Origin of the sequence: Streptomyces sp. NPDC093510, from assembly GCF_040683555.1 — a bacterium.
Taxonomy (GTDB): Bacteria; Actinomycetota; Actinomycetes; order Streptomycetales; family Streptomycetaceae; genus Streptomyces.
In genome coordinates this window covers 56,259-78,294 of the sequence record NZ_JBFBEE010000025.1, presented here as the reverse complement: position 1 = coordinate 78,294, position 22,036 = coordinate 56,259, and the positions used below count along the sequence as shown (strand labels likewise).

Genomic DNA, 22,036 nt, shown 5'->3' with positions numbered 1-22,036 from the left:
CCCTTGTGCTCGCCGAACTCCGCCTAGTCGTGCCAGGACCGCCACAGCGCCGCGTACGCGCCGTCCGCCGCCACCAACTGGTCGTGGCTGCCCAGTTCGCTGATCCGTCCGCTCTCGACCACCGCGATGACGTCCGCGTCGTGAGCGGTGTGCAGCCGGTGGGCGATCGCCACGACCGTGCGGCCCTCCAGGACGCGGGCGAGGGAGCGTTCCAAGTGCCGTGCCGCGCGCGGATCGAGGAGCGAGGTCGCCTCGTCGAGGACCAGCGTGTGCGGGTCGGCGAGGACCAGTCGCGCCAGGGCGATCTGCTGGGCCTGCGCGGGCGTCAGAGCGAATCCTCCCGAGCCGACCTCGGTGTCCAGGCCCTCGTCGAGGCCCCGTGCCCAATCGGCCGCGTCGACCGCGCCGAGCGCCGCCCACAGTTCGGCGTCCCGTGCTGCGGTCCTGGCCAGCAGGAGGTTGTCGCGCAGAGAGCCGACGAAGACGTGGTGTTCCTGGTTGACCAGGGCCACATGTGCGCGCACCTCCTCCGCGGGCATGGCCGACAACGCGGCGCCGCCCAGGGTGACATGGCCCGTACGCGGTCCGTAGATCCCGGCGAGGAGCCTGCCCAGGGTCGACTTGCCCGCGCCCGACGGCCCCACCAGGGCGACACGCGAGCCGGGTTCGACGGCGAGGGACACCTCGCGCAGCACGTCGACGCCCGCGCGGTAGCCGAAGTGCACGTCGTCGGCGAGGACATGTCGTCCGTCAGGGGTCACGGAGGAGTCACCGGCGTCCGGCTCGATGTCGCGCACACCGACGAGCCGGGCCAGGGACACCTGGGCGACCTGGAGCTCGTCGTACCACCGGAGAATGATCCCCAGCGGGTCGACGAGCATCTGCGCGATCAACACCCCTGTGGTCAGCTGGCCGACACCGATCCAGCCCTGAAGGACGAAGACTCCGCCGATCATCAGCGTCGAGCACAGCACGACCGTGTGGGTGAAGTTGATCACCGGGAAGAGGACCGACCGCAGATAGAGGGTGTACCGCTCCCAGGCGGTCCACTCCTTGATGCGGCGCTCCGAGAGTTCGATGCGGCGGCGGCCGAGGCGGTGGGCCTCCACCGTGCGTCCGGCGTCCACCGTCTCGGTGAGGGCGGCGGCGACGGCGGCGTATCCGGCGGCCTCCGAACGGTAGGCGGAGGGCGCACGCTTGAAGTACCAGCGACAGCCCACGACGAGAAGGGGTACGGCGACGAGCACGGCGGGTGCCAGTGGCGGCGCGGTCACGACGAGCCCGCCGAGCAGCAGCACCACCCACACCACCCCGATGGCGAGCTGCGGAACGGCCTCGCGCATGGCATTGGCGAGACGGTCGATGTCCGTGGTGATGCGCGACAGCAGATCACCGGTGCCGGCCCGTTCCAGGACACCGGGCGGCAGCCCGACGGAGCGTACGAGGAAGTCCTCCCGCAGATCCGCCAGCATCCGCTCGCCGAGTATCGCGCCGCGCAGCCGCACCTCGCGTACGAAGAGTGCCTGTACGAGGAGGGCGACCGTGAACAGGCCGATGGTGAGTTCCAGATGGAGGTCGCGGGCGTCGTCCGAGACCTTCTCGACCAGGCCGCCGAGCAGATAGGGGCCGACCATCGAGGCGACGACGGCGAGCGTGTTCACCAGGATGAGCAGGAGGAAGGACCGGCGGTGGCGCCGGAACAGTTCGCGCACGTAGTCGCGTACGGTCGCGGCCGAGCCGACGGGCAGGGTCTCCGCCGTCGTGGGGGCCGCCGGGTCGTGGGCCGGGGGCGCCAGGCCGATCATGCCGTCTCCTCGATGTCGAAGTCAGTCAGGGCTTCCGAGGCCGCCAGGGCTTCGGCGGCGACGCGCTCTGTGTCGGTCTCGCGGGTCACGACCGCTCGGTACCGCGGCTCGCTGCGCACCAGTTCACGGTGTGCGCCGACGGCGGCGACCTCGCCGTCGGCCAGGAAGACGACCCGCTCGGCTCGGTCGAGGAGCAGCGGTGACGAGGTGAGCACCACGGTGGTGCGTCCCCGGCGCAGTCGCCGGATGCCGTCGGCGACCCGGGCTTCGGTGTGCGAGTCGACGGCGGACGTCGGCTCGTCGAGCACCAGCGCCTCGGGGTCGGTGACCAGGGAGCGGGCCAGGGCGAGGCGTTGGCGCTGGCCTCCGGAGAGAGAGCGGCCGCGTTCCGTGAGGTGGGCGGCCATCGGGTCGTCGTCCACCGACGCCTGTGCCAGCGCGTCCAGGACGTCGGAACACTGCGCCGCGGACAGCGCGTCCTCGGGGCTGACGGCTCCCGACGCCGGTACGCCGAGGAGCTCACCGAGTGTCCCGGAGAGCAGGACGGGGTCCTTGTCCTGGACCAGGACGGCGGTGCGGGCGGCGGCCAGTGGCAGGTCGTCCAGCGGTACGTCGCCGAGGCGTACTGACGGCAGGTCCGTGGCCTCATCGAGCGCGGGGTGCCCGCCGAGCCGTTCGGCGAGCCGTCCCGCCTCGTCGGGGTCGCCGCAGACCACGGCGGTCAGACGGCCGGCCGGGGCGAGCAGGCCGGTCGCCGGGTCGTACAGGTCACCCGAGGGTTCAAGTGAGCTGCCCGCCAAGGCTTCCGCGCCCTTTGTCGTTTCCGGCGCGGCCGTCGTCGCCGTGCGTTCCAGGGCGAGGACCCGGGCCGCCCGCTTCGCCGAGGGCCGGGAGAAGGAGTACGCCATAGCGATCTCCTCGAAGTGCCGCAGCGGGTAGTTCAGCATCATGATCGCGCTGTAGACGGTCACGAGCTCACCCACCGTGACGCGGCCCTCGCGGGCGAGGTGCACACCGTGCCAGACGACCGCGATGAGCAGCAGTCCCGGCATCAGGATCTGGATCGCCGAGATGACGGCCCACATCCGGGCGCTGCGCACCGCGGCCGTGCGGACTTCCTGCGAGGCGCGGCGGTAGCGGTCGAGGAAGAGTTCCTCGCCGCCGATGCCGCGCAGTACCCGCAGCCCGGCGACGGTGTCGGACGCCAGTTCGGTGGCTCGTCCCGCCTTCTCGCGCTGGAAGTCCGCCCGGCGCGTGGCGCCGGGCAGGAGCGGAAGCACGGAGAGTGCGAGCACGGGGATGCCGATGGCGACGACGACGCCGAGGGCGGGCTGGTAGACCACGAGGCCGACGCAGACCAGGACGACGGTGAGCGCGGCCGCCGCGAACCGCGACAGCGCCTCCACGAACCAGCCGATCTTCTCGACGTCGCCGGTGGAGACGGCCACGACCTCACCGGCGGCGACGCGCCGGGTGAGCGCGGAGCCGAGTGCGGCGGTCTTGCGGGCGAGGAGTTGCTGCACGCGTGCCGCGGCCGTGATCCAGTTGGTGACCGCGGTGCGATGCAGCATGGTGTCGCCCACCGCTATGGCCACGCCGAGGAGGACGATGAGCGCGCCCGCGAGGGCGAGCCGTTCGCCGGACTTGTCGAGTACGGCTTCGACGGCGACGCCGACCATGTAGGGCAGGCCCGCGATGGAGCCGAAGTGCAGCAGGCCCCAGGCGAGGGACTTGAGCTGTCCGCCGAGCTGGTTGCGGCCCAACCACAGCAGGAAGCGTGGCCCCGACCGGACATCGGGGACGCCGGGGTCGGGAAACGGAAGGTCGCGAATCTGCATGACGTCCCAGGAATCGGTGCGGCGGTCGCCGCTCCGGCGAGGTGGTCGCGGGAGCGGACGGCGGTTACAAACCGTGAAAGGTTCGCCTCGCGCAGTGGTCCGAAGCAAACGGTTTTCCGCCCTGGGGTAAAGAATCGGCCCTGTCCCGGCGTGGGCCGTGAGGCTTGGCGGGGGTACCGCGGACCGAGTGCGACCATGGACGGATGCGAATAGCCGGTGGAGTGCGAGTGGTGGTCGCGGCAGCGGCCTGCGGTGTTCTTCTGACGTCGTGCGCGAGTGGGAACGACGACGGTTCGCAGAAGGGCGACGCCGGCGCGGGGCACGGCAAGAGCGCGGGGCGGGGCGACGGCGCGCAGGGCGGGGAGAGCGCCAACGCCGGAACCGACGACCCCCGGCGCATCCCCGAGGTGGGCGACCGTCTGCAGTCCAGGATTCCCAAGGACTCCCGTCAGGTCGTCGCGGTCTACGGCGCCGGTGAGGACTCGGCGAAGTCGACCGTCGTGCTCTACACGAAGTCGGGTGACAAGGACACCACCTGGGAGAAGGCCCGCAGCTGGCCCGCGCACAACGGCAAGAAGGGCTGGACCACCGACCATCGCGAGAACGACAAGCGCAGCCCGGTCGGCGTGTTCACGCTCACCGACGCGGGGGGCGTCCTCGCGGACCCGGGGGCCAAGTTCCCCTACTCGGAGTCCGTGTCCATGCAGGCTCCGCACTACTGGCCCAAGACGCACTGGCACGACTTCGACTACGTCATCGCCATCGACTACAACCGCGCCAAGGGCACCCCGCCCAACGACCCGACGCGCCCGCAGGGCCAGGCGAAGGGCGGCAGCATCTGGCTGCACATGGACCACGGCAGCGGTACGTCAGGCTGCGTGAGCCTGTCCAAGGCCGGCGTGAAGCACCTGCTGCGCACGCTCGACCCGAAACAGCACCCGGTGATCGTGATGGGCGACAGGGCGAACCTGAGGGCGTAGGCGGTCGTTCATCTGCGGCACCGTCGAGTCGAGGGCGGGACGGGGGCGGCGGCACCATTGCGGTGATCGGCAACTGCCCATAGAAATCCCCCATGAGAAGACGCGTCATGTCCATGCTCGCCGGGATGACCCTCGCGGCGAGCACCCTCCTCGGCACCGGTCCGGCCGCGGCCGCCACGCCCCCACCGGAGTTCGGGAACGACTGGCACGACCCGGTCACCGCCGCGCCACCCGTACCGAAACCGCACACGAAGTCCTGCGAAGTGACTGTCGCCGAAGCGCAGTTCAAGGACTTCACGCCGTACAAGGGCGACTACGCCGCTCCAGACAAGTGCGGCAAGGGTCGTTGGGGCAAAGTGGTCCTGCGGCTCGACGGAAAGGTCAAAGGGCGGCAGTACGACCGTCTCGGCTACCTGCGCATCGGAGGGGTCGAAGTCCTCCGCACATCGACCCCGGAGCCGTCGGTCGACGGCATCACCTGGTCCGTGGAGAAGGACGTCACCCGCTACAGCGAGACGCTGAGCCACGACCAGAAGGTCGAGATGCTCATCGGGAACGTCGTCAACGAGACGTACACCGGGATCATCGACGTCAAGGCGACGCTGACGTTCTACCAGCAGCGCAAGGCGGGCGTCGGCGCCCATGAGACGCCCGACCGGATCATCCCCCTCGGCGACAGCCCCACCCTCACCACACCGCGCAACAGCGAACGCATCGTCGCCGAGGTGTACGCGACAGGCTCCGGCGGAGGCTGCGAGGAGTACTGGTACCTGACGGTGCCCGACGCCGCGCCCTACTCCTGCAAGGCCGACCAAGGCCCCTACCGCGAGGTACAGGTCAAGGTCGACGGCGAACTGGCAGGCATCGCCGCGCCGTTCCCGACCGTGTGGACCGGAGGCTGGTCCAACCCCTTCCTCTGGTACGTGATCCCGGGGCCCCGCGCTTTCGACATCAAGCCCATCGAGTACGACCTGACCCCCTTTGCCGGCGTCCTCAACGACGGTCGCCCGCACCAGGTGGAGGTCTCCGTCGTCGGCGTACCGGAGGCACAGACCGGCTGGAGCACGCCGGTCAACGTCCTGGTCTGGCAGGACGAGAAGAGCCACCACGTCACGGGAGGGCTGACCCGCCACAAGGAGGGCGGCCTCGACAACGAGTCGACGTACAAACCCGGTTCGGGGAGCGAGGCGCACCGGCTTGACACGGAGGGCGGACATCGGCTCAGCGTCTCGGGGTACGTCAACACCTCGCACGGCCGCGTCGCGACGACCGTGACCCGCGCCCTCGCGAACACGTCCGTCCACCGCTGGACCGAGGGCGAGTCGATGGACGCGCTCAAGGCGACATGGACCGACCGCGAGTCGGTCACGACGGGCCGCAGCACTGCGCGCACCGACCGGACGTACACCATGGACGGCACCACGACCCTCGGAACCGGCGACCGGCTGCGGACCCGGATCTCCCTCGGCGACCGCGCCGAGAGCGTCACGACGCGGGATGACCGGCGCGTCAACTGGTCTGTGCTGGACGACCGATACGACGGCGACGCGACGTACACCGCCGACGTCCCGCGTGAGGAACGGCACGCCGTGGGCACATCGCGCGAGCGCCACCGCCTCGTCGGCGACCAGGGCTGCTACGACCGGACCCTGGCCACCGTCCAGGGAACACTGACCGAGGACCATCGACGCTGCTGACCCCCTAGGACGACCACGGAGGCCCGGGCCCGGGCTCAGGAGAGGCCCGGGCCCCGCCTCGCCCAGTCCTACCCCTTCGGCTTCTCCGAGTCGATTCCGGGCCGTGCCTTCTTCCACAGCCCGCGCGTGAAGTCCGGGATCGCCTGCGGCGCGCCCTTCGCCTTGATCGACAGATGGCTCAGCGGCACGGGGGCCGTCCATGTCGCGGCGTCGTACACATCGAAGTCCGGTACCAGGCCGAGCTGCATGGTCTGCATCAGCCGGAAGATCATGATGTAGTCCATGCCGCCGTGGCCGCCGGGCGGGTTGGAGTGCTCCTTCCACAGCCAGTGGTCGAAGTCGGCGTACTTGGCGAAGTCGGCCCACTGGTCGTTCGAGTGGTCCGGCTCGATGTAGATGCGCGCGGGGTAGTCCTCGAAGACGCCCTTCGTGCCGCCGAGGCTGTTGATGCGGCTGTAGGGATGAGGCGTCGAGACGTCATGCTCCAAGCGGATCACCCGCCCCTTCGCCGTCTGGACGAGGCTGATGGTGCGGTCGCTCTCGATGTACGTCTCCTTCCAGCTCGGGTCGCCCGCGGGCATGTGCGCCTTGCGGTACTCGGCGAGGCCGAGGGCGGGCGTGCCGAAGCTGGAGATGTGCGTGACACGGTCACCGCGGTTGACGTCCATGTAGTTGGCGACCGGGCCGAAACCGTGGTTGGGGTAGAGGTCGCCGCGCAGCCGGGTGTGCCACAGACGCCGCCACGGCCCCTCGTAGTAGTCGGGGTCGAACATCAGGCCGCGCAGGTCGTGGTTGTAGGCGCCCGCCCCGTGCAGCAGATCACCGAACTTGCCCGCGTGCGCCATGCGCAGGACGCGCATCTCGTTCTTGCCGTAACAGCAGTTCTCCAGCTGCATGCAGTGTCTGCGGGTGCGCTCGGACAGGTCGACGAGCTGCCACAGCTCGTCGAGGCGCATGGCGATCGGACACTCCACGCCGACGTGCTTGCCGTTCTGCATCGCAGACTTGGCCATGGCGAAGTGGAGGTCCCAGGGCGTCGCCACGTACACGAAGTCGATGTCGCCGCGCTCGCACAGCTTCTCGTAGTCGTGCTCGCCCTTGGTGTACGTCGCCGGGGCGGGCTGGCCCGCGGCCGTGACCTTCTTCGCGGCGGCCGCGGTCTTGTCCTTGACCGGGTCGCAGAGCGCGACGACGCGCACGCCCGGTATTGCGAGGAACAGGTCGATCATGCTGCCGCCGCGGTTGCCGAGCCCGATGATCCCGACCCGTACCGTGGAGCGCCGCTCGAACGGTACGTCGATCATGGTGTCGCCCTTGCGGGCGGGGGTCTTGCCCGTGGCCGCATCCGTGTCCGAGGCAGAGGCGGCCGCGGCGGCGGGAGCGTCGGCGTGCGCCGTGCCGCCCGCGAAGGCGCCGACTCCGAGTCCCGCGCCGGCGAGTCCCGCCGTGCGGAGCACCGTGCGGCGGGAGTGACCGTCTCCCGTCGCGCTCCCGGTGCTGTCGTCGGGGGTGGTGCCGTCAGGGGTCGGGGTGGCGTTCTCGTCGTGCATCGGACCTCCGTAGCTGAATGTCGGCTGGTCTCTACCACTGGGGCGGAAGCCACCCTGGTGGGGGCACGGCCGGGGCGCAAGAGACAGGAGGAACCGAAGAGTTGGATTTTATTGAGGAGTACCAGAGAGCACGGCTCTACCGATTACGGACGCGTCGCGCGCTCCAACTCCAGGAGTACGGAGTAGTAGCCACGGCCCGTCGCGTGATCCATGCCCACCTCGCACATGCGGTTCGCCGAGAGGTGCGCGTCGAAGGAGCGGGACGTGACCTCCGCGGCCTCCTTGCGCGTGGCCGATTCCGTGAGCTCCTTGTGGAGCATGCCGCGGTCGCCTGCGAAGGCACAGCAACCCGCGTCGTCCGGAATGACCACCTCGTCCGCGCAGGCTTCGGCGACGGCGCGGAGCTGCGCCTCGTCCCCGAGGTGCTGCATGGAGCAGGTGGGGTGCAGAACGGCGGAGCCGATCGTGCGGTGCACCGTCAGACGGGGGAGGAGCTCGTCGGCGGCCCAGACGATCGAGTCCACGACGGTCAGCTCCCGGTGCAACTCGCGGTTGTCGGCGGTCAGATGGGGCACGACCTCATGGGCGATGCCCAGTGTGCAGGACGAGGCGTCGACGATCAGCGGCAGACGGCCTCCCGCGGTCCAGCCCCAGGCCGCCTCGACGATGCGATTGGCCATGACCCTGTTCCCGGCGTCGTACCCCTTGGAGTGCCAGATCGTCGCGCAGCACGTCCCCGCGACATCGTCCGGAATCCAGACCGGCTTCCCCGCGCGTGAGGAGACGGCGACCACGGCCTCCGCCAGGGAGCGGTCGCCGGGGCTGCCGAAGATGCGGTTGACGCACGCCGGGTAGTAGACGGCCGACGCGCCTGTGCGCACGGTGCGCGGCAGTCCGCGCGCGGCGGCCCCGGGAATCTGCGGCAGCCACTCGGGGACGAGGTCGGGGCGCACCGCTTTGCGGGCGGTCCGGGTCACGCGGGTCAGCAGCCGGTCGCTGATCCTGTCGGCGGCGGCCACCGCGAGCCGCGCGGACGCTTCGACGGCCCTGAAGTTCTTTGCGGCGAGAGCGGCCGCCCGCTCCTCGCGGGGCGAGTGCCGGGCATGGCGGAAGTCCTTCATCAGGGCGCCCGTGTCGATGCCCACCGGACAGGCGAGCTTGCACGTCGAGTCGCCCGCGCAGGTGTCCACGGCGTCGTATCCGTACGCCTCGACGAGGCCGTCCTCGACGGGGGAGCCCGCGGGCTGGCGCATCATCTCGCGGCGGAGCACGATGCGCTGGCGCGGCGTCGTGGTCAGGTCTTCGCTGGGACACGTCGGTTCGCAGAAGCCGCACTCGATGCACGGGTCGGCGATCGGCTCCACCTGGGGGATGGTCTTCAGCCCGCGCAGATGTGCCTTCGGGTCGCGGTCGAGGACGATGCGGGGCGCGAGCACGCCGTCCGGGTCGATGACCTGCTTCGTGCGCCACATCAACTCGGTCGCCTTCGGTCCCCATTCGAGCTCCAGGAAGGGCGCGATGTTGCGTCCCGTGGCGTGCTCGGCCTTCAGAGAGCCGTCGAAACGCTCCACGGTCAGACGGCAGAAGTCGTCCATGAACGCGGCGTACCGCTCCACGTCGGAGGGGACCGCCGCGTCGAACGCGAGCAGGAAGTGGAGGTTGCCGTGCGCCGCGTGACCCGCGACGGCGGCGTCGAAGCCGTGCCGCGTCTGGAGTTCGAGCAGCGTTTCGCAGGCCTCGGCGAGCCTGCCCGGCGGTACGGCGAAGTCCTCGGTGATCAGTGTCGTCCCCGAGGGACGGGAACCGCCGACAGCGGTGACGAACGCCTTGCGCGCCTTCCAATAGCCGCCGATGGTCTTCGCGTCGCGCGTGAACGTGTTGGTCACCGACGGGACAGGCGTGACCAGTTCGAGCCCTTCGAGGGCCTTGGCGGCCGCTGCCTCGTACGCCTCTTGGACGGCCTCGTCCGGGGCACGGAACTCCACAAGGAGCGCGGCCGTCGACTTCGGGAGCTCCGCCCAGTCGGCGGGCACGCCCTGCACACGGACCGAGGCGCGCAGGGTATTGCCGTCCATCAGCTCGACGGCGAGCGCGCCGGCGGCGTTGAACAACGGCACCGCGGCGGCGGCCGCGGGCAGTGAGGGGAAGAAGAGCAACGCGGTCGTCGTGTGCCGGTCCAGCGGCAGCGTGTCGAAGACGACTTCGGAGATGAAGCCGAACGTGCCCTCGGAGCCGACCATCAGGCCGCGCAGGATCTCCACGGGCGTCGCACCGTCGAGGAAGGCGTCCAAGCGGTAGCCGTTGGTGTTCTTGATCTCGTACTTGGCGCGGATGCGGGCCACCAGCTCGGCGTCGGCCTCGATCTCCCGTTTGATGGCCAACAGGCCCTCGCACACCTCCGGTTCCGCGTGTGCGAGGCGCTCGTCGGCATCGGGCTCGGCCGTGTCCACGACCGTCCCGGGGGGGAGCACGAAGGTCAGCGAGGCGACCGTGCGGTACGAGTTGCGGGTGGTGCCCGCCGTCATGCCCGAGGCGTTGTTCGCGACGACGCCGCCGATGGTGCAGGCGATGGCGCTCGCCGGGTCGGGGCCGAGCACCCGGCCGAACCGGGAGAGCGTGGCGTTGGCGCGCACGACCGTCGTGCCGGGGCCGATGCGGGCCCGCTCGCCCCCGCCGAGCACCTCGACGCCCGACCAGTGCTTGCGCACGTCGACGAGGATGTCCTCGCCCTGGGCCTGGCCGTTCAACGACGTACCGGCCGCGCGGAAGACGACCTCGCGGCCCCTGCCGTGCGCGTACGACAGGACGGCCGACACGTCGTCGATGTCCTCGGGGACGACCACGACCTGCGGCACGAAGCGGTAGGGGCTGGCGTCCGAGGCGTACCGCACCAGGTCGGAGATCTTCGTCAGGACCTTGTCCGCGCCGAGCAGCGCGGCCAGTTCGGAGCGCAGCGGCTCGGGGGTGCCGCCGCCGCGCCGGCCCGGCACGCGGTCGTGCGCCGGGCCTTCCGTGCGCGCCGCGGGTCCGGGGCGCAGGGCGTCGGGCTCGGGCTGCAGCAGTGGCATGAGCTCTCCTCGTCGGCTCCGTGTGGGCTCCGTGTCGGCTCCGTCAGCAGCGGCGGACGTCCGGCACGTCGAACAGCGCGTTCATCAGGACGCCCAGCTGCGCGCGCTGCTCGGCGTCCAATGGGGCCAGGATGTCCTCCGCGGCGGCCCGGCGCGCGCCGCGCAGCTCACCGAGGGCCTTGAGACCCGCGTCGGTGAGTTCGATACGGATCACCCGGCGGTTGGTGGGGTCGGGCGCGCGGCGCACGAGATGGGCGGCTTCCAGGCCGTCGACCAGCGTGGTCACGGCGCGCGGGACGACTTCGAGGCGATCGGCGAGGTCGGCCATGCGCGGCGGGGTCTCGTAGTGCGCGAGGGTGCGCAGCAGGCGGGACTGGGCGGGCGTGATGCCGATCGGCACCAGATGGCGCTTCTGGATCCGATGCAGCCTGCGGGTCAGCCGCAGCAACTGTTCGGCGAGCAGGCCGTCGGGGTCCGGGGTGTTCATGCGGGAACTTTACCAGGATCTTGTGCATTGTGAGTATAGGTAACAGTGAGCTATGCTCCCTGAGTCGCTGTCGTCCCGAATCCCGAAGGAGCCCATGCGCCACGACGAACCCGACTGGACGCCGCAGCCTCCCGCCCCCGGCGAGGAGCCGCAGCCGCGCCAGATGCGCCGCATCCTCCGCCTCTTCCGTCCCTATCGAGGCCGCCTCGCGATCGTGGGCCTGCTGGTCTGCGCCGCGTCGCTCGTCTCGGTCGCGACCCCGTTCCTGCTCAAGGAGATCCTCGACACCGCCCTTCCGCAGGGGCGCACGGGCCTGCTCAGCCTGCTCGCGCTCGGCATGATCCTCAGCGCGGTCGTCACGAGTGTCTTCGGCGTCCTGCAGACCCTGATCAGCACATCCGTGGGCCAGCGCGTCATGCACGACCTGCGCACCGCGGTGTACGGCAGGTTGCAGAGCATGTCCCTGGCCTTCTTCACCCGCACCCGCACGGGCGAGGTCCAGTCCCGGATCGCCAACGACATCGGCGGCATGCAGGCCACGGTCACCTCCACCGCCACGTCCCTGGTCTCGAACCTCACGAGCGTCATCGCGACGGTCGTCGCCATGCTCGCCCTGGACTGGCGGCTCACGGTCGTCTCGCTCCTCCTGCTCCCGGTCTTCGTCTGGATCAGCCGCCGCGTCGGCCGCGAGCGCAAGAAGATCGCCACGCAGCGCCAGAAGCAGATGGCCGCGATGGCCGCGACGGTCACCGAATCACTCTCCGTGAGCGGCATCGTGCTCGGCCGCACGATGGGGCGCGCCGACTCCCTCACCAAGTCCTTCGCCGAGGAGTCCGAGCAGCTGGTCGACCTGGAGATCCGGTCGAACATGGCGGGCCGCTGGCGCATGGCCGTCATCTCGATCGTCATGGCCGCCATGCCCGCCGTCATCTACTGGACCGCGGGCATCGCCTTCCAGACGGGCGGCCCGACCGTCTCGATCGGCACGCTCGTCGCGTTCGTCTCGCTGCAGCAGGGCCTGTTCCGGCCGACCGTGAGCCTGCTCTCGACCGGTGTGCAGATCCAGACGTCGCTCGCGCTCTTCCAGCGCATCTTCGAGTACCTCGACCTGCCCGTCGACATCACCGAGCCCGAGAAGCCGGTGCACCTCGACAAGATCAGGGGAGAGGTCCGCTTCGAGAACGTCGAATTCCGTTACGACGAGAAGTCGGGCCCCACGCTCCAGGACATCGACCTCGCCATCCCCGCGGGCGGCAGCCTCGCCGTGGTCGGTCCCACCGGCTCCGGCAAGTCGACCCTGAGCCATCTGGTGCCCCGGCTCTACGACGTCACCGGCGGCCGCGTCACCCTCGACGGGGTCGACGTGCGCGATCTCGACTTCGACACCCTCGCGCGTGCCGTCGGGGTGGTCTCCCAGGAGACGTACCTCTTCCACGCCTCCGTCGCGGAGAACCTCCGCTTCGCCAAGCCCGACGCCACCGACGAGGAGCTCGCCACCGCCGCTCGCGCCGCCCAGATCCACGACCACATCGCATCCCTCCCCGACGGGTACGACACGGTCGTCGGCGAGCGCGGCCACCGCTTCTCCGGCGGCGAGAAGCAGCGCCTGGCCATCGCGCGGACGATCCTGCGGGACCCGCCCGTGCTCATCCTCGACGAGGCGACCAGCGCTCTGGACACCCGCACCGAGCGGGCCGTGCAGGAAGCCATCGACGCGCTGTCCGCCGGCCGGACCACCCTCACCATCGCCCACCGGCTCTCCACGGTCCGCGGCGCCGACCAGATCGTGGTCCTGGACGCCGGCCGCACCGCTGAGCGGGGCACCCACGAGGAACTCCTGGCGCGCGACGGCCGTTACGCCGCCCTCGTCCGCAGAGACGCCCAACTGGAGCCAGCGACATGAAGATATGCCAGGAATATCACCATTTGCGGGTTACCGTGCCCGCATGCAGACCAAGACTCCGAGACGGGGCACGACTCAACTGACGCGCCGGGGCCGGATCGCCCTGATCGCGACCGGAGCCGCCGCCGCGGCCGCCGCCGTGGCGGTGCCGCTGCTGCTTCCTGACGACGACGCGGGGCCCAAGACCCTGACCATCCCGGAAGGGTGGCGCGCGGGGCAGGTGTACGCGGCCGTGGACAAGGCCCTGGAGGTGCCCGCAGGCACCACCAAGAAGGCCCTGCCCAAGGCCCACCTCAAACTTCCGCGCGACGCCGGCGGCAACCCCGAGGGTTACCTCTTCCCGGCGACGTACCCGATCAACTCCCAGTCGACCCCGGCCTCCGTGCTGTCGTACATGGTGGAGACGGCGAACAAGAAGTTCAGCGGCGGTCAGGCCACAGCAGGGGCCGACCAGAACGCCATGAACCTCTATCAGACCGTCACCATCGCAAGCATGATCGAGGCCGAGGCGGGCTCCAAGGAGGAGATGGGCAAGGTCGCCCGGGTCATCCGCAACCGACTCGACCAGGGCATGCCGCTGCAGATGGACTCCACGATCAACTACGCGCTCAACCGCTCCACGCTGGCCACCAGCGAACGCGACACGAAGATCAGCAGCCCGTACAACACCTACGCACGCATGGGCCTGCCGCCCACGCCGATCGGCAACCCCGGGGAAGAGGCAATGCGGGCCGCAATCAACCCGACTCCCGGAAACTGGCTGTACTTCGTGACCGTAAAGCCGGGGGACACGCGTTTTACGGCCAGCTTCTCGGAACACCAGAAGAACGTGGAGGAGTTCAACAAGGCGAACTAGCTTCTCCTTGACCTCAACCGTGGTTCAGGTACAACGCTTCTCCCTGACCGTACCGTTCAGTGTGGAGGAGGAGCCGACCATGGCCGCACCGATATCACGCGCCTTCCCCGACGTCCGGCGCGCGGACGTGGGAACGATCCTCGTCAGTTCCTGGACCCTGCCGGCCCCAGGGGTCCAGAAGCAGGCCGCGGACCTGGTGATCGAGGAGTGGGAACACCAGGAACGCCCGGCAGGCATGCTCTCCTTCACCACGTTCCTCAGTGAGAACGGGCGTGAGGTCCTCAATTACGCGCAGTGGACGGACGACGATTCCCAGCGTGCGTGGGCACATGCCGCCCGGAATTCCGGGAACATCAGCGGGGTCGACCGCATGGTCCTCGGCATCGAGCGTCCCGGCGAGGTCCGCTATTCGCTCCACCGCAGCTATCTGACCGAGGAGGAAGCAGAGAGCACTCCCGGCGCGCTGGTCACTCCTGTCTTCGACACCGAGGGGCCGGACAGTCAGCGTGCCTTCATCGACGGTGTCATCGCGATTCTGGAGCGGACCCGGCCGCCGGGACTGATCGCGGCCCATTTCCACACGAGCAAAGACGGCCGGAAGGTCCTCAACCACGGGGAGTGGAGGGACATGTCGGCCTGGCGACGCTTCACCGAGGGCGGGGGAACCGTCGAACTGGGCCTGATGATCGACAGCCTGGAAGGCGTCACCCCGGCCCCCACCCGGCCCAGCATCCCGCGCTACCTCCCGTACAAGAGCCTGGTGAACGTCGCCGCACCCTGAGGCGCACCCCGTTCCCGGACGGGCGCTCCGGCCTCTTGTACCGCGCTGAGCGTCGCGAGAGGCTGGCATGCGCTCCGTGCAGAACCACGGACAACAGCAGAACCACGGACAACAGCAGAACCACGGACGACAGCAGAACCACGGACGACAGCAGAACCACGGACGACAGCAGAACCACGGGCAACAACCGCACCACGCACCGCACATGACCCGACCCCACCCCTGGTCAACGAAAGGTTCAGGTGCACCGGGAAATGAGAATGCCCTCCCGTCGGCGGCAGGCAGCGGTGCTGCTGTCCGCCGCGCTGACCGCCACCGGACTCATCGCCGTCACCCCCGCCACCCACGCGGCTCCCGGCGCCGCCGGAGACCTGCGGCTCGCGAGCGGCTCGGAGACCGCCGTGCCGGACGGCTGGATCGTCGTCCTGAAGGAACCGGGTGCACGGACCGCGGGCGCCGCGGTCACCTCCGCCGCCGTGCCCGACGTAGCGCGCGAGCTCGTCGGCCGGGCAGGGGGGGGCGCGCATCGGGCACGTGTACCGGGCGGCGCTGCACGGCTTCTCCGCCCAAATGTCCCGGGCGCAGGCGGCCCGGCTGGCCGCCGACCCCCGGGTCGCATACGTCCGCCAGGACACCCGGGTCCGGATCGCCGCGGACGAACAGACGCAGCCCGGCGCGCCCTGGGGGCTCGACCGCATCGATCAGCGTCGCCTCCCGCTGTCCACCACGTACACCTACCGCACCACCGCCCCCGATGTGAGCGTGTACGTCATCGACACCGGCCTGCGGACCACGCACGCGGAGTTCGGCGGCCGCGCCTCGGTGGGGACCGACACCGTGGGCGACGGCCAGAACGGCAACGACTGCAACGGCCACGGCACCCACGTGGGAGGCATCGCCGCCGGGAAGACGTACGGGGTGGCCAAACAGGCACGCCTGGTCGCGGTCCGCGTCCTCGGCTGCCAGGGCTCGGGCACCACCTCGGGGGTCGTCGCGGGCGTCGACTGGGTGACGGCGAAGGCGGCGAGGCCGGCGGTCGCGAACATGAGCCTCGGCGGCGGGGCCAGCGATGTCCTCGACAGCGCGGTGCGGCGCTCCATACGCTCCGGGGTCACGTACACCGTCTCGGCGGGCAGCTCCGGACAGGCGGGCGGAGCCTGCAACACCTCGCCCTCACGGGTGGCCGAGACGATCAGCGTCGGCGCCAGCGACCGGAGCGACCGCAGGGCGTCCTCCTCCAACCACGGCACCTGCGTGTCGCTGTTCGCACCGGGCGTGCAGATCCCCTCGGCCTGGAAGGACGGCGATACCGCGACGGCCACCCTCAGCGGCACGTCGATGGCCACCGGGCACGCCGCAGGAGCCGCCGCGCTGCACCTGGGCTTCCGGCCCACGGACACCCCGGCGCAGGTCAAGCGGAGCCTCGTGGACAACGCCACCACCGGTGCACTGCAGGGCACGCCACCGGTCACACCCGACAGGCTCCTCTACACCCTGTACCTGCGCTAGCCGGTCCGGGGGCGCCGCGTCACACCGCGACCGGCGCCTCCGCCAGCAGCCGCCGGATGTCGCGCACCGCCGCCCGGCCCGCGCGGTTGGCGCCGATCGTGCTGGCCGACGGCCCGTACCCCACCAGGTGGACGCGCGGGTCGGCGGCGGCCCGGGTCCCCTCCAGCCGGATGCCGCCGCCCGCCTCGCGCAGCCGCAGCGGCGCCAGGTGGTCGATCGCCGCGCGGAAGCCCGTCGCCCAGAGAATGACGTCCGCTTCGACACGGCGGCCGTCGTCCCACTCGACGCCGTCCGGAGTGATGCGGTCGAACATCGGCAGCCGGGTGAGGACGCCGTCGGCCCGCGCCCGCCGGATCGCGTCGTTCACGGGCAGCCCCGTCACCGACACCACGCTCCGCGGCGGCAGGCCCCGGCGCACGCGCTCCTCGACCATGGCGACGGCCGCGCGCCCCCAGTTCTCGTCGAACGGCCCCTCGCGGAACACCGGCTCGCTGCGCGTGACCCAGGTGGTCGCGGCGGCGAAGGGGGCGATCTCCATGAGGTGCTGCGTGCCGGACGCGCCGCCGCCCACGACGATCACCCGCTGTCCCGCGAACGCCTCGGGGCCGGGATAGACCGCCGTGTGCAGCTGCCGCCCGCGGAACGTGTCCTGTCCCGGATAGCGCGGCCAGAACGGCCGGTCCCAGGTGCCCGTCGCGTTGATCAGCGCCCGAGTCGACCAGGTGCCCGCCGACGTCTCGACGAGGAGCCTGCCGCCGTCGCCCTCGCGGACCCGGTGCACGTCGACGGGCCGCCGCACCTCCAGACCGAAGCGGCGCTCGTACTCCTCGAAGTACTCACCGATGACCTCCGACGACGGGCGCGCCGGGTCCGCGCCCGTCAGCTCCATGCCGGGGAGCGCGTGCATGCCGTGCACCTTCCCGTACGTGAGGGAAGGCCACCGGAACTGCCAGGCGCCGCCGGGCCGGGGCGCGTGGTCGAGGACCACGAAGTCCCGGCCCGGCTCGAAACCGACCCGCCGCAGGTGGTAGGCGCTGGACAGGCCCGCCTGCCCGGCGCCGATGACGACCACGTCCACGTCCTGTACCGCCGTCGTGGCGGCCGCGTCTCGTACCCCGATGTCGTTCACATTTCTACTAACTGTGTCGGGGTCCGGGATCTTCCCGGCGGGACGGAACTCTCAGCGTCCCCCGGCCACCAACAGCGGCGCGCCGCCCGGCGCGGAGGCCGGCCGGCCGTTCGCCGCGGGCACGCCCGTCAACGGAGACGCCGGGACCCTGGGCAGCAGCCCGCGCACGGCCAGCTCGGGGATGACGCCCTCACCGAACCAGTACGCCTCCTCCAGATGCGGATAGCCGGACAGGACGAAGTGCTCGACGCCCAGCGCGTGGTACTCCTCGATCCGGTCGGCGACATCGGCATGGCTGCCGACCAGGGCGGTGCCCGCGCCGCCGCGCACCAGGCCGACACCGGCCCACAGGTTCGGCGAGATCTCCAGCTTGTCCCGGGAGCCGCCGTGCAGCGCGAGCATCCGCCGCTGGCCCACTGACTCGCTGCGGCCGAGTGCCTCCTGGGCAGCGGCGATCGTGTCCGGATCGAGGTCGTCGAGCAGCCGGTTCGCGGTCGCCCACGCCTCGGCCGACGAGTCACGGGAGATGGTGTGCAACCGGATGCCGAAGCGGACCGTACGGCCTTCCCTCTCGGCCAGCCCGCGAATCCAGTCGATCTTCTGCTTGACCTGCTCCGGCGGTTCGCCCCACGTCAGATACACATCCGTGTGCCGCGCCGCGACAGGACCCGCGGCCGCCGAAGAACCACCGAAGAAGATCTCCGGCAGCGGGTCCGGCGGCAGTGCGGTCAGACCGCCCTCGACCTGGAAGTGCTCGCCGTCGAAGTCGTACGGCTTGCCGCTCCACACCCCTCGTACGACCGAGAGGAACTCATCGGTGCGGGCGTAGCGGCGGTCGTGGTCCAGGTGGTCGCCGAACCGCCGCTGTTCGGTAGAGTCGCCGCCCGTCACCACGTTGAGCAGCAGCCGGCCGCGGGTGATGCGCTGATACGTCGCCGCCATCTGCGCGGCGAGCACCGGGGAGAGCACGCCGGGGCGGAAGGCGACGAGGAACTTCAGGCGCTCGGTGTGCTGGGCCAGCGCGACCGTCGTCAGCCAGGCGTCCTCGCACCACGTGCCCGTCGGCGTGAGCACCGCTTCAAAGCCCAACTGCTCGGCCGCCTTGGCGATCTGGGCCAGATACTCGATGTCGGGCGCACGGACGCCGCTGACCGGGGTGACGCGGGAGCGGGTGATGCCGCCGTCGGTGTAGGCGTGCCGGTCGACGAGGGTGCGGCCGTCGCCGCCGGTCGGCAGGAACCAGTGCAGGTGGACGTTCATGGTCAGGACTCCTCGCTGTACGTGCGCGGCTCGGTGGTGGAGGGCGGCAGATCGCCGTTGAAGCGGGTGTCGACGAAGTCGCCGAAGTCGATGCGGCGGGGAATGAGCTTCAGTTCGGTGAAGGTGTCCGCGATCTCCTGCTCGGACGTGACGACGTTCTTGTCCACGGCCACCTGGACACGGGTGCCGTTGGTGCGCTTGACCGCGTCGAGCGCGACTTCGTAGGGCAGGCCGGTGTCCTTCGACCAGACCTTCGCCCATGCCTGCGGATGCTTGTGGACCCAGTCCTGCGCCCTGCGGAGCCGCTCCAGGTAGTCGGCGATCGCCGCGCTCTTCTTCTTGTCCTTGAGCGCGCCGGGCGCGGCCGCCTGGAAGGCGAGGCCGTTCACCAGCCCGTCGCCGTCGGTCAGGACACGGCCCTTCTTCCCCCGAAGAACTTGCGAGGTGTACGGGTCCCAGACAGCCCAGGCGTCCACCTTGCCGCTGGTGAACGCGGCGAGTGCGTCGGCGGGCTGCAGATACTTGACCCGGACGTCCTTGAACTCGAGCCCGGCCTTCTTCAGGGACGCGACCAGCTGGAAGTGCGCCGACGAACCCTGTGCCACGGCAACGGACTTGCCCTTCAGGTCCTCGGCCTCCTTCAGCGGAGAGCCGTCGGGTACGAGGATCGTGTCCCCGGCCGCCGTGCCGTGGCTCGCGGCCACCACGGAGATCTTCGAGCCCGCGCCCGCCGCGAAGACCGGCGGGGTGTTGCCGACGCCGCCGATGTCGACGGCCTTGGCGTTGATGGCCTCCAGGAGGGGCGGGCCGGACGTGAAGGTCGACCAGCGGATCTTGTAGTCGAGGTCGTCGAGTTCTCCGGCCGCGCGCAGCACGGCTTCCGAACCGCCCTTCTGGTCACCGACGTTCAGGGTCAACGACCCCTTGCCGTCGGTGCCGCCGCCCGCGCCGCCGATCGACGTGCCGGCGGACGAGGTGCCCGAGCAGGCGGCGAGCAGCAGGGCCAGGGGGAGCAGCAGGACGGCGGGGGCGGGGCGTGGTCGTCGCATGACGGTTCCGTTCACTTCGATCGGTGCGTGGGGTGGTAACGGGGGAGCGGGTGGGCTTGATGGCTGGGGGTCAGGCGGCGGAGGCTTCGGAGGGTGCCTCGACGCCGAGCCGCTGGAGCAGCTCGGCGCGGAGCTCACCGAAGCGCGGGTCGGAGATGCCCCGCGGCCGCTCCAGGTCGATCTCCCTCTCGTACGCGATGACGCCGCTGTCCATGACGAGCACCCGGTCGGCGAGGAGTACCGCCTCCTCGACGTCATGGGTGACGAGCAGCACCGCGCAGCCGCGCCGCTGCCACAGCTCGTCGACGAGCCGCTGTGCCTTGATGCGGGTGAGTGCGTCGAGCGCGCCGAACGGCTCGTCGAGCAGGAGGAGATCGGGCTCGCGCACCAGGGCGCGGGCCAGCGAGGCGCGCTGGGCCTCACCGCCGGAGAGCGTCTTGGGCCAGGCGGTGGTGCGGTGCTTCAGGCCCACTTCGGCCAGCGCCTGCTCGGCGACGTCCCGGTCGGGCTTGCCCGGCAGTCCCAGCAGCACATTGCGCCACACCCGTTTCCACGGCATCAGCCGCGGCGCCTGGAACGCGACGGCCTTGCGGCGCGGCACGAGCACGGTGCCCTCGATGTCGCGGTCGAGCCCGGCGAGGATGCGCAGCAGCGTCGACTTGCCGCAGCCGCTGCGGCCGAGGAGCGCCACGAACTCGCCCGGACGTACGTCGAGGCGCAGGTCGTCGATGACGGCGCGTCCGTCGAAGGTGCGGGTCAGCCCGTCGACGCGTACGGCCGAGGGCGCCGTGCCCGTGTCGGGGGCCGGGGCCGTGGTCACCGGCCGGTGAACGTCGGTCGCCATTGCAGCAGCAGCCTTTCGAGGGTTCGGACGACGAAGTCGGCGGTCAGGCCGAGGAAGGCGTAGACGACCAGGCAGACGACGATCACGTCGGTGCGCAGGAAGTCCCTGGCCTGGACCATGAGGAAGCCGATGCCGGCATCGGCGTTGACCTGCTCGGCGAAGACGAGGGCGAGCCAGGAGATGCCCAGCGAGTAGCGCAGCCCCGTCATGGCCCCGGGCAGCGCGCCGGGCAGGATGACATGCCGCACGAGCCCCCATCGCGACAGGCCGAGCGACTCCCCGGCCTCGATCAACTGGGCGTCGACGCCCCGGATTCCGGCGTACACGTTCAGATAGAGCGGGAAGGACACGCCGAGCGTGATGATCGCGATCTTGGGGGCCTCGCCGATGCCGAACCAGATGATGAACAGCGGGATGAGCCCGACGAACGGCACGGTGCGGAGCATCTGCACGCTGGCATCCACGAGATCCTCGCCGATGCGGAAGAGGCCCGAGACGAGGGCGAGCGCCGTGCCGACGACGGTCCCGAAGAGCAGCCCGAGGGCGACGCGCTGGAGCGAGACGCCCATGGCGTTCGGCAGGGACCCGTCCCGGATGAGATCACCGCCGACGCGGGCGATGGTCCCGGGCGAGGCGAGCACGTCGCTGGTCAGTGCGCCGGTGGCGGTGAGGATCTGCCAGAGCGCGAGCAGCGCGAGCGGTCCCGAGGTGCGGCGCAGCCAGCGGGGGACGCGTGCGCGGCGGCTGGAGGAGGGGACGAGGGCTTCGAGCTCCGGTCCTGGCGCGGGAGCGAGCGCCGCTTCAGACACTGATTTAGGGGATATGTCGGGTACTGGTGCGGGTGGCGGGGCATGACTGATGGGCACAGGCACTCCACGGGAGGGAGGGGCGGGCGGAGAGAGGTGGAGAAGGGGGGGCGGAGAGGCGTTACCGGCAGGCGGGACGGAGGCGGATCGGCCCGTGGTCCGGGCCAGGCGTGCGATCCGGGCCAGGCGTGCGATCCGGGCCAGGCATGCGGGCCGGGCCAGGCATGTGGACACGCGGGCACGGCACAGGGCGCCTACCGGCCGAAACCGGAGAACAGAAACGCGAAAGCGGGGGAAAGGGCGTCAGCAGCCGCGGCGACACGCGGAGGAGGCCACCCGCAGCAGGTCGATGTGACCGCGCGTGGTGAGCAGGGCTGAACGCAACATGCCGCAGAACGTAGTCACTTCGTCCGCACGCGGTCAATGGCGTCTCGAAAAGCGGACTCGGGGTATCAGCACATGGGAGGCGGAGTG

General features: G+C 70.6%; 17 protein-coding genes. 6 read left to right on the top strand and 11 right to left on the bottom strand.

Features of this window, described 5'->3' with window-relative positions:
• Positions 1-23: 23 nt before the first annotated feature.
• Both AB0N81_RS32595 and AB0N81_RS32590 read right to left on the bottom strand, forming a co-directional pair.
• A complete protein-coding gene (locus AB0N81_RS32595; RefSeq protein ID WP_365364719.1) occupies positions 24-1,805 on the bottom strand; it encodes an ABC transporter ATP-binding protein in 1,782 nt (593 codons plus the stop codon).
• Positions 1,802-3,643, bottom strand: coding sequence for an ABC transporter ATP-binding protein (locus AB0N81_RS32590; protein ID WP_365364717.1), 1,842 nt, complete (start codon positions 3,641-3,643; stop codon positions 1,802-1,804). Before AB0N81_RS32590 ends, AB0N81_RS32595 begins: the two co-directional genes overlap by 4 nt.
• A gap of 227 nt (positions 3,644-3,870) precedes the next feature.
• Here AB0N81_RS32590 and AB0N81_RS32585 point away from each other — a divergent pair, with 227 nt between their 5' ends.
• Positions 3,871-4,623, top strand: a complete 753-nt coding sequence (locus tag AB0N81_RS32585) for a L,D-transpeptidase family protein (protein ID WP_365364801.1) — start codon at positions 3,871-3,873, stop codon at positions 4,621-4,623.
• A gap of 92 nt (positions 4,624-4,715) precedes the next feature.
• Positions 4,716-6,320, top strand: a complete 1,605-nt coding sequence (locus AB0N81_RS32580) for a peptide-N4-asparagine amidase (protein ID WP_365364715.1) — start codon at positions 4,716-4,718, stop codon at positions 6,318-6,320.
• Between the two features lie 68 nt (positions 6,321-6,388).
• Here AB0N81_RS32580 and AB0N81_RS32575 read toward each other — a convergent pair whose 3' ends face one another.
• The 3 genes from AB0N81_RS32575 to AB0N81_RS32565 form a co-directional block, all read right to left on the bottom strand.
• Positions 6,389-7,870 carry a Gfo/Idh/MocA family oxidoreductase gene (locus AB0N81_RS32575; RefSeq protein WP_365364713.1) on the bottom strand — a complete coding sequence of 494 codons (1,482 nt, stop codon included), beginning with the start codon at positions 7,868-7,870 and terminating at the stop codon, positions 6,389-6,391.
• A 143-nt stretch (positions 7,871-8,013) separates the two neighbouring features.
• Positions 8,014-10,938 (bottom strand): FAD-binding and (Fe-S)-binding domain-containing protein, encoded by a 2,925-nt coding sequence (locus AB0N81_RS32570; protein WP_365364711.1) that lies wholly within the window; start codon positions 10,936-10,938, stop codon positions 8,014-8,016.
• Positions 10,939-10,981: 43 nt separating this feature from the next.
• Positions 10,982-11,425 carry a MarR family transcriptional regulator gene (locus tag AB0N81_RS32565; protein ID WP_365364709.1) on the bottom strand — a complete coding sequence of 148 codons (444 nt, stop codon included), beginning with the start codon at positions 11,423-11,425 and terminating at the stop codon, positions 10,982-10,984.
• A gap of 163 nt (positions 11,426-11,588) precedes the next feature.
• Here AB0N81_RS32565 and AB0N81_RS32560 point away from each other — a divergent pair, with 163 nt between their 5' ends.
• The 4 genes from AB0N81_RS32560 (at position 11,589) to AB0N81_RS32545 (ending at position 16,474) form a co-directional block, all read left to right on the top strand.
• Positions 11,589-13,328 (top strand): ABC transporter ATP-binding protein, encoded by a 1,740-nt coding sequence (locus AB0N81_RS32560; protein WP_365364799.1) that lies wholly within the window; start codon positions 11,589-11,591, stop codon positions 13,326-13,328.
• 43 nt (positions 13,329-13,371) lie between these two features.
• Positions 13,372-14,184 (top strand): endolytic transglycosylase MltG, encoded by an 813-nt coding sequence (gene mltG / locus AB0N81_RS32555; RefSeq protein ID WP_365364707.1) that lies wholly within the window; start codon positions 13,372-13,374, stop codon positions 14,182-14,184.
• Positions 14,185-14,263: 79 nt separating this feature from the next.
• Positions 14,264-14,965, top strand: coding sequence for an antibiotic biosynthesis monooxygenase (locus AB0N81_RS32550; protein ID WP_365364705.1), 702 nt, complete (start codon positions 14,264-14,266; stop codon positions 14,963-14,965).
• 534 nt (positions 14,966-15,499) lie between these two features.
• The gene (locus AB0N81_RS32545; protein WP_365364703.1) at positions 15,500-16,474 is read left to right on the top strand and encodes a S8 family peptidase; all 975 of its coding nucleotides are present in this window, start codon (positions 15,500-15,502) and stop codon (positions 16,472-16,474) included.
• Positions 16,475-16,493: 19 nt separating this feature from the next.
• Here AB0N81_RS32545 and AB0N81_RS32540 read toward each other — a convergent pair whose 3' ends face one another.
• From AB0N81_RS32540 to AB0N81_RS32515, 6 genes are all read right to left on the bottom strand, one after another.
• Positions 16,494-17,603 carry an NAD(P)-binding domain-containing protein gene (locus tag AB0N81_RS32540; protein ID WP_365364701.1) on the bottom strand — a complete coding sequence of 370 codons (1,110 nt, stop codon included), beginning with the start codon at positions 17,601-17,603 and terminating at the stop codon, positions 16,494-16,496.
• Positions 17,604-17,654: 51 nt separating this feature from the next.
• Positions 17,655-18,863, bottom strand: a complete 1,209-nt coding sequence (locus AB0N81_RS32535; RefSeq protein WP_365364699.1) for an LLM class flavin-dependent oxidoreductase — start codon at positions 18,861-18,863, stop codon at positions 17,655-17,657.
• Between the two features lie 2 nt (positions 18,864-18,865).
• Complete coding sequence (locus tag AB0N81_RS32530) at positions 18,866-19,912, bottom strand: ABC transporter substrate-binding protein (protein WP_365364697.1); 1,047 nt, start codon at positions 19,910-19,912, stop codon at positions 18,866-18,868.
• A 70-nt stretch (positions 19,913-19,982) separates the two neighbouring features.
• A complete protein-coding gene (locus AB0N81_RS32525; RefSeq protein ID WP_365364696.1) occupies positions 19,983-20,756 on the bottom strand; it encodes an ABC transporter ATP-binding protein in 774 nt (257 codons plus the stop codon).
• Positions 20,729-21,622, bottom strand: a complete 894-nt coding sequence (locus AB0N81_RS32520) for an ABC transporter permease (protein ID WP_365364694.1) — start codon at positions 21,620-21,622, stop codon at positions 20,729-20,731. The genes AB0N81_RS32525 and AB0N81_RS32520 overlap by 28 nt, the downstream gene beginning before the upstream one ends.
• A gap of 243 nt (positions 21,623-21,865) precedes the next feature.
• The gene (locus tag AB0N81_RS32515; RefSeq protein WP_355809829.1) at positions 21,866-21,949 is read right to left on the bottom strand and encodes a putative leader peptide; all 84 of its coding nucleotides are present in this window, start codon (positions 21,947-21,949) and stop codon (positions 21,866-21,868) included.
• Positions 21,950-22,036 lie beyond the last annotated feature (87 nt).

Coding starts and splice junctions, on each gene's coding strand:
- AB0N81_RS32530 (WP_365364697.1), bottom strand. CDS start 19,912: ATGCGACGACCACGCCCCGCCCCCGCCGTCCTGCTGCTCCCCCTGGCC.
- AB0N81_RS32515 (WP_355809829.1), bottom strand. CDS start 21,949: ATGTTGCGTTCAGCCCTGCTCACCACGCGCGGTCACATCGACCTGCTG.
- AB0N81_RS32570 (WP_365364711.1), bottom strand. CDS start 10,938: ATGCCACTGCTGCAGCCCGAGCCCGACGCCCTGCGCCCCGGACCCGCG.
- AB0N81_RS32550 (WP_365364705.1), top strand. CDS start 14,264: ATGGCCGCACCGATATCACGCGCCTTCCCCGACGTCCGGCGCGCGGAC.
- AB0N81_RS32525 (WP_365364696.1), bottom strand. CDS start 20,756: ATGGCGACCGACGTTCACCGGCCGGTGACCACGGCCCCGGCCCCCGAC.
- AB0N81_RS32535 (WP_365364699.1), bottom strand. CDS start 18,863: ATGAACGTCCACCTGCACTGGTTCCTGCCGACCGGCGGCGACGGCCGC.
- AB0N81_RS32580 (WP_365364715.1), top strand. CDS start 4,716: ATGAGAAGACGCGTCATGTCCATGCTCGCCGGGATGACCCTCGCGGCG.
- AB0N81_RS32560 (WP_365364799.1), top strand. CDS start 11,589: ATGCGCCGCATCCTCCGCCTCTTCCGTCCCTATCGAGGCCGCCTCGCG.
- AB0N81_RS32575 (WP_365364713.1), bottom strand. CDS start 7,870: ATGCACGACGAGAACGCCACCCCGACCCCTGACGGCACCACCCCCGAC.
- AB0N81_RS32565 (WP_365364709.1), bottom strand. CDS start 11,425: ATGAACACCCCGGACCCCGACGGCCTGCTCGCCGAACAGTTGCTGCGG.
- AB0N81_RS32590 (WP_365364717.1), bottom strand. CDS start 3,643: ATGCAGATTCGCGACCTTCCGTTTCCCGACCCCGGCGTCCCCGATGTC.
- AB0N81_RS32595 (WP_365364719.1), bottom strand. CDS start 1,805: ATGATCGGCCTGGCGCCCCCGGCCCACGACCCGGCGGCCCCCACGACG.
- mltG (WP_365364707.1), top strand. CDS start 13,372: ATGCAGACCAAGACTCCGAGACGGGGCACGACTCAACTGACGCGCCGG.